Genomic DNA, 7613 nt, shown 5'->3' with positions numbered 1-7613 from the left:
AAAAAGAGAAGTCGATATCATTATTAGCTGGCTGACGGGGTATGACGAGCATGGATTACGGACACAAATCGGTAAAGGGGTTGACTTTGAGACGTTCTTTGCTGAAGCCCCTCAAATCAACCCAAATACCCATAAAAATTGATCGATCCGCATCATCCAGAAAAATATTACGCCCATCCAGACCCTTCAGCATTACATGGTAAATGCCGGTTGCGCTTTTAACCCGGGCTTGTCTTGCCATTTCAACGTTCACCTCCTGTTTTTTTTTGCAGTATAACATGTTTTTGTCAATATGACAAACGAAACGTCCCCGTGTCATCTAAAATTAATTTGGATGGTAATAAAGGGAGTTTTGACGATACCTTTGTGGCAGATACCTGGTATCCCAACCCCATTAAACAATGTCAAAGCCTGGGGATTATCAGAAATACTTTAGACCCAAAGAAATTATATTTTTTAATGATAAACTTTTCCATTGGATTAGGTTATCAATGGTGTGCCAACGAAGGTGATTTCTTTCCCTGTCTTTGAAGATCTTTATAATATTGCTCCGGAATACAGGAATCTTTGGAAGAATATAAAATTAAAGCTTACTTCCAAAATAGGATAAACTACTCACATGTAGATAAAACGATGAACCTAGACCCTGGAAGTGATAGAAGCCACAGTGCTCGAATCCTCAAAGAAGAAATAGTTAGCCGAGATCTCTAAAAAATATGATGTATCTCAGCAGTTATTAAGGCGCAGGAAAGCTGAATTTATTGCTAATATGTCAGCCGGCTTAAATAAAATAAATAAAATTGTTGACAACCTCAAATAGGAGCATGAGGAAAAAATGTATTGATTATTTAAAAATGCCATAAAAACCTGCTAAGAAAAATCAAGAACTTTTTTAGCAGATTTTTATATTTTATTCAGTTTTATTACATCATAAAATGACTGGATTTATTCAGCCAGCCTTGAGATATGTATTCGCTTTATTTATTGATATACTTCTTTTACCCTTGCATAATAAATTCGCAGGAATTTATTGAGGCCAGCAATTTTTGCTACCCGTTTCGCTTTACCTTCAGCTTCTTTTTTTAAGATGTACCAATATACCGCGCTATCTTCAGGAGCACGATGCGTTTTCAGAACGCGCATGGTTTCATAACCAATTTTTCGTAGCGTTGATGATCCACGCTTACTAATTTTTCGATTAGTTCCTACAAATTGTCCCGATTGATACGGTGGTGCATCAATGCCTGCATATGCAATTAATGCTTTGCCACTGTGAAATCTTCTTATATCGCCTATTTCAGCAATAAGTTTCGGTGCCAATACATCACCTACGCCACCCATTGCTCTTACAATGGGGTATTCCGGCAATCGCTTGGCTAAATCCTTCATTCGTGCTAAAATAATTGTTAAAGTTGTATTGACTTGTTTCAATACGCTTACTGCCTGCTGTAGCATTATTTTGGTTGATTCCATCTCTGCAGACAGTGTAGGGATACCTTCTTTTGCCAGGGAATAAATCTTGACGGCTTTATTTTGGCTTTGATGGTATCCTTTTTCTTTTGCCCAGTTCACATAACTATTAATAAAGTTCTCTTCCGACATTTTTGTTATGTTATCAAAATGCCAATACGCTTCAACAAAATCCGATAATTTGTCTTTGCCATTGGCATCCTGCCACCCCTTTAGCAGTCCTTTAATACCCGGCATGGTATAATCCAGTAAATGTGTCAATGATTGCACGCATTCTATCCTCATACACATATAATGACTATATTGTCTTCCCAGTATTTTAAGCTCCTGATAAATTTCCTCGGTTACTTCATATTTCCTAAGTCGAAACCAATAATCAATCCCATAGTTCGCTATTGTAATGGCGTCCTTCTTGTCTGGTTTTACCGATCTTAGTCCCTGATTACGATACTGTTTCATCTCGAACGGATTGATCACTGCCACAAAAATTCCTTTTTCCTGTAAATAACTAAGTACAGGCAGATGATAGATTCCGGTAGCTTCCATCACAACTTTAACTTCTTCGTTAAATCTTAAAAGCATTGTGGCTAATTCTAACAATGCTTTTTCTGCATGTTTTATTTCAAAAGGCATAGAAATTATTTCACCGTATGGTTTTAAAATACAGACGGTGCTCTTTTCTTTTGAAATATCAATACCTACACTTATCATTGAGCGTTATTCCTCACATTCTAAAAAATTTGTAATTGTTTCCATCCACACTTATTACAATTCATTTTAGCTCGTTACACGAAAGCTCATCCAAGAGTTCCAACCTGCTTAATCGAATGCTTATAATAAGGGGTGGTTGACGGTTTTTATGACGGATGGGGTTAATCCAAAAAGCGCCACGCCAGACCAATTACTTCCCTTATTATAAAAAAATAAGTGCAAATGTTACAGCACTAATGATGTGCTTAACACTTATACTTTTATGGTACTAAAAGTGCGCCAAAAATAAGACTAAAAATAGGTGTAAAATAACCAGAGATAGCAAGAAATATTTTACCTTTAACAGTAGGTCTAGAAAAAAACAACGAAACAAAAGGAATGGCTTTTTAAAGCCATTATTTATCTATATATGACATGTTTAGGACACTTTTTCATCTCTTTTTCAATTTCTCTTCTATCATCATCTTGTCTTTGAGCTGCTAATTCTCGCTATTAATAACCTTCGAATTATGAGAGAAAATAGAATTGAAATTATTTCTTTTAATCTGCAATACAAATCTTCAATTTTATATTTTTCGTTAATCAGAAAGACACGAAAGCACAAAATTATTTACAGTCTCGGCTAACAAGTTCTCCGATTTCTTCCGCTATTTTTTTAGATCTGTGGTAATGATAAAGTCATCTGAGTATCGCACCAAATTTACTTTGGTGCGATACTCTATAGTAATTTTCTATGTTGCCTTTTGTATTACGATGGTATTTATCCTGAATTGATTTTTCAAAACCATCCAGCGTCATATTTGCATATAGACTTGAGATCGCTCCATCTTATGTAATGCTTAGCATAGGCTTCCTGTGGCATGCCCTGATTGTTGGGAAATAATCTCTTTTTAGCCATTCGACATCCATAGTTAATTCATTTTTTTCCGGATTTTATGTCCAACTATTTGCGAACATTATTAAGCGACTACTAAGTTAAACCTACCTATAACACACTTCTTTGGTGCTCTTTGGATTAATCCATTCAAAGATACCTAACCATGGAAACCACTGCAAAATCTATTGGCATGATGATCTTCTGCTTTATTTAGTAAATTTTTGCCTTAATTCCACAAATCATGGACTCAACATCGCCTAATGACAATACACGTTTATACTTCAACGATCTCATATTCTTTGTTGCCCATGCCTAATTTCACAGCATGTTCAACGCAGACTTCCCAGTTGGTATCCGGGTGGGTAACAGTAAATCGATCTTTATCTTCAGGATCCTGGACATGGTTATGTTCAATCTGATCTTCCAGATAACTGCCCTTAATAATTGGGGCCTTGTTACAGGCTTCAGCACAGGCAACGTCCAGTGCCACAGGATCGCAGGATGCAAAAATTCCAACATCCTGAATAATGGGTATATCATTTTCCACATGACAATCACAATATGGGGAAACATCGATGACAAAGCTCACATGAAACTGTGGTCGACCATTAATAGTGGCTTTGGCATATTCAGCAATTTTTTTATTGAGGACATCATTGCTTTGGTCAAAAGGCACGGCAATGGCATCAAAGGAACAGATACCCATACAGCGGCCGCAGCCAACGCATTTATTATGATTAATACTAGCCTTCCCATCGTCATCACTGTATGAAATTGCACTAAAGGCACATATTTTTGAACACATCTTACAACTTCGACATTTTTCTGCTTTGATAAAAGGTTTACTCGCAGAGTGCATTTCCACTTTACCACGACGGGATCCGGATCCCATACCAATATTTTTCAAGGTTCCGCCAAAACCGGTGGCTTCATGGCCTTTAAAATGGGTCATGGAAATAAATACATCCGCATCCATTATGGCACGGCCAATTTTTGCTTCGGTAACATAATCGCCACCTTCCAAGGGGACTTCCAGGTCATCGGTGCCCTTTAAACCATCGGCAATAATCACATGACAACCGGTGACAAAGGGATTATAACCATTTTCATAGGCGGCATCCATGTGCTCCAGGGCATCTTTTCGTCGTCCCACATACAGGGTGTTACAATCGGTTAAGAAAGGCTTTCCTCCTTGGCTTTTAACGATATCCACAATGACTTTTGAAAAATTCGGTCGCAAATAAGCAAGGTTTCCCGGCTCCCCCAAATGGATTTTTATGGCTGCAAATTTATTGTCTAAATCAATATCACCTAAACCTGCTGCTAACACCAGTTTTTTCAACTTCTGCAAAATATTGTGAGACCCTGTGGTTCTTAGTGTTGTAAAAAATACTTTCGATTTCTCATTCATTTTAATGTTCTCCTTTTTTATTCATTGATCTTTACTGTATCTCTTTTTTCTGATTAAATTTGCTGTTGTCATTATTCTTTCACTGGTTTTTCCAAATTTGCCTTGTCGATACTTTCAAGCATCCAGGCCATATTCTTTCCCAGAGTTCTCATGATCAGCAATTCTTTTAAATCTTTTTTTACATCATCAGGCTTAAACCCCTATGCAGAATTCCAGTATCTGAGACGAAACAATTAGCATTTGATAAAATTGCAAAGTATTTATTTAGTCGACCAAAGGTGGTGTGGACTCTCCGCTGCTGCAACTCACAACAGCTGCCGACATATTATTGAATCTGCACTATCTGCAAAAACAAGCACGATTGAGGAGGGCTACACAGGGCACTATTTGGGTCACAAAAATATACCGGGAATCCATTGACAATGCCATACATTTTACATCAGTTCCAATAGCTCATTGCAAGATCGACTTCAAAAAAACATTTCTTTAATGCGCAGTATTTACCATATGCAATTTATCAAAGTACTGGTTTAATACCAATATGGTAGTGCTGTATTTCAATGCCATCCATTTCTAATGAACCTGCCGCTTCTGATAAGGCTGTATAGACACATCCTTCTTTGTGTGGACATCCGTTTTCTAATAACACTTTTTTTAATTTGCATCTCCTTTCAACTAATCGTTAAATCAGCCATTTGATAATATGATTATATTACTTAAAGTTAGCTCGAAGTCAAGAGTTATTTATTTTTTTCTTAAACACTCTTGATTTCGAGCAACTCTAATTTAGTGTTTAGTTTATTAAATTATCTCCATAATAAAAAAACCTCGAAACTGATTCTATTCTGCATCAGTTCCAAGGTTTTTCACATTAAAACAAAAGGATGGCTGTTAGAAAAATATTTTTAAAAACCTTCTTTAAACTCCTCCAATTGAGCATTTCAGACCATATGCTTCGACGGCATCTTTCAGCTTTTCAATGCTGCTCTTGCTGGAAGGTTTGATTTCGTTTAATGCATAGTCTCGTCCCAAATAGTCGTATTTGTTTTGCCCAAGACGATGATACGGCATTAATTGAAGTTCCTTAACCGACTCCAAAGACCGGACAAAGGCTGCGGTAGCCTGGATGTTCATCAAGTCATCATTGACGTCCGGAATAACTGGGATTCGAATAATCATGGGGACCCCGGACTGCGCAATGATTTTTGCATTTTTCAGAACAGTTTTATTGGATGTTCCAGTACATAGCTCGTGTTTCCGGTCATCCATGTGTTTGAGATCCATAAAAACCAGATCCACCAAAGGTAGGATTCTATTTAAAACTTTTTCGGTGGTAAAGCCGGTTGTTTCAATGGCGGTATGCCAGCCATTTGACTTGCAGCCCATCAGCAGCTGCTCGAAAAACTCCTGTTGAAAAAAGGGTTCCCCACCAGAAAAAGTAATGCCGCCACTAGAATTACGATAATAGATAGCATCTTTTTTTAGTTCACTCAATACCATTTCAACGGTTTTTTCTTCACCCGCCATATTAAGTGCCCCGGCATAACAGACTTCGACGCATTTGCCGCAGTGAATACATTTTTCCAGTATAACCCGTGAAGGGTTTTCGAGATCAATAGCCCCAGAGGGGCATACACTCACACATTTACCGCAACCGATACAGTTATGCGCAATAAACATTAGCTCCCGTTCCCTTTGCTGGGATTCTGGATTACTGCACCAATCACACTTTAATGGGCACCCTTTTAAAAATACGATGGTTCGAATACCCGGTCCGTCATGGACAGAAAATCGCTGGATATCAAAAACCACACCTTTTGTTTGTAAATCTAAGCTGTCACTCGGCATATTTAACCCTCCAATCATTATAAAAGCAGTGAGAGGTAAAGATCCCCTCACTGCTTAGAATTTTTAAATAGACTTAAAAAATATGTTCTGTTCTTTCAATGATATCATCCTGAATGGATTTATCAAGAGAGGCAAAATGGGCACTGTAACCAGCCACACGGACAACCAGGCTCTGGTATTTTTCAGGATTTTTCTGTGCATCAATCAGTTTCGCACGGTCAACAACATTAAACTGAACATGCATACCTTTCTGATCAAAGAAACCGCGAACCAGTGAGGATAAGTTGTGAAGACCGGCTTCTCCAGCAATGGCTGAAGGATGAAATTTCTGATTCAAAAGAGTTCCGTTGGAAGCAATGAAATGATCCAGTTTGGAAACCGAGTTGACAGCTGCGGTTGGACCAGCCAGATCTCTTCCGGAAACCGGTGAGACGCCATCAGCTAAAGCTGTGCCTGCCAGTCGTCCGTCAGCAGAAGCACCGGTGTCAGCACCCATCGGAACATTAGCTGAAACAGGATACAAACCCGGTTGGAACTGGCCGCCACGAGGATTGGTATATTTTTCAACCTCACGACAGTAAATCAAAGCTCCCTCACGGGCAAGGTTATCAACGGCATCAATATCATTGCCAAACTTTGGTGCTCTGTTCAGTAGCATTTGACGCATGTCTTCCATCCCCACAAAGTTTTCGTCAAGAGCTTTTTTAAGATCTTTGGCCGTAATGGCGTTCTTGTCATAGACCAATTCTTTAATTGCCGCCAGGGAATCACCAACATTGGCAACACCAACACCTTGTGGTCCGGTGAAGTTATAATGAGCGCCGCCTTCCTGGAGTGATTTTCCTTTACTGATACAGTCATCCACCATCGAAGCAAGAAAAGGTAACGGTGCTCGCTCTCCGTGAGCAATATCCACAGAATTATCGGCATTAATGAGAAGGCTTACAAAATGTGCCATTTGTTTTTTATAGGCTGCCATTAAATCATCAAAGGTTTTAAAGGATTCAAAGGTTCCTGTTTGAGGACCCATTTGCTGACCATCGACCATACCGTTATTAAGCGTGATTTCCAGTACTTTTGCGATGTTAAAAAATGCCGCATCATGCCAACCTTCGGTTTTACCGCCTTTTTGTGGTTCGACACAGCCGATGACACCGTAATCACGGGCATCACTTAATGTAACGCCACGGCTGACTAAAGAAGGAATGACAACCTCATCACTGTAAAAAGCAGGCATTCCCAGTCCTAATTGACTGATTTCACAGGCTTTTAATAAGAGCTCTTCCGGTGTTTTGT

5 protein-coding genes and 1 pseudogene are annotated in these 7613 nt (G+C 38.7%); 2 read left to right on the top strand and 4 right to left on the bottom strand.

Going from position 1 to position 7613, the window contains the following annotated elements:
• Together QZ998_RS13280 and QZ998_RS13275 are read left to right on the top strand one after the other, a co-directional pair.
• A pseudogene (locus QZ998_RS13280) lies at positions 1 to 127 on the top strand (DUF2200 family protein); the annotation flags it as partial.
• Between the two features lie 185 nt (positions 128 to 312).
• Positions 313 to 531, top strand: a complete 219-nt coding sequence (locus QZ998_RS13275; RefSeq protein WP_296561312.1) for a hypothetical protein — start codon at positions 313 to 315, stop codon at positions 529 to 531.
• 450 nt (positions 532 to 981) lie between these two features.
• Here QZ998_RS13275 and QZ998_RS13270 read toward each other — a convergent pair whose 3' ends face one another.
• The 4 genes from QZ998_RS13270 to QZ998_RS13255 all read right to left on the bottom strand — a co-directional run.
• Positions 982 to 2181, bottom strand: coding sequence for an IS110 family transposase (locus QZ998_RS13270; RefSeq protein ID WP_296561311.1), 1200 nt, complete (start codon positions 2179 to 2181; stop codon positions 982 to 984).
• Positions 2182 to 3332: 1151 nt separating this feature from the next.
• A complete protein-coding gene (locus QZ998_RS13265; protein WP_296561310.1) occupies positions 3333 to 4469 on the bottom strand; it encodes a DUF362 domain-containing protein in 1137 nt (378 codons plus the stop codon).
• A 918-nt stretch (positions 4470 to 5387) separates the two neighbouring features.
• Positions 5388 to 6317: a glycyl-radical enzyme activating protein gene (locus QZ998_RS13260; RefSeq protein ID WP_296561309.1), complete on the bottom strand. Its 930-nt coding sequence runs from the start codon at positions 6315 to 6317 to the stop codon at positions 5388 to 5390.
• 73 nt (positions 6318 to 6390) lie between these two features.
• Positions 6391 to 7613, bottom strand: a 1223-nt coding sequence (locus QZ998_RS13255) for a pyruvate formate lyase family protein (protein ID WP_296561308.1), incomplete at its 5' end; no start/stop codon positions are given.

This window comes from uncultured Acetobacterium sp., assembly GCF_927416815.1.
Classification (GTDB): domain Bacteria; phylum Bacillota; class Clostridia; order Eubacteriales; family Eubacteriaceae; genus Acetobacterium.
Note: the sequence above shows the minus strand (reverse complement) of the source record. Positions and strands in the feature narration are given on the sequence as shown.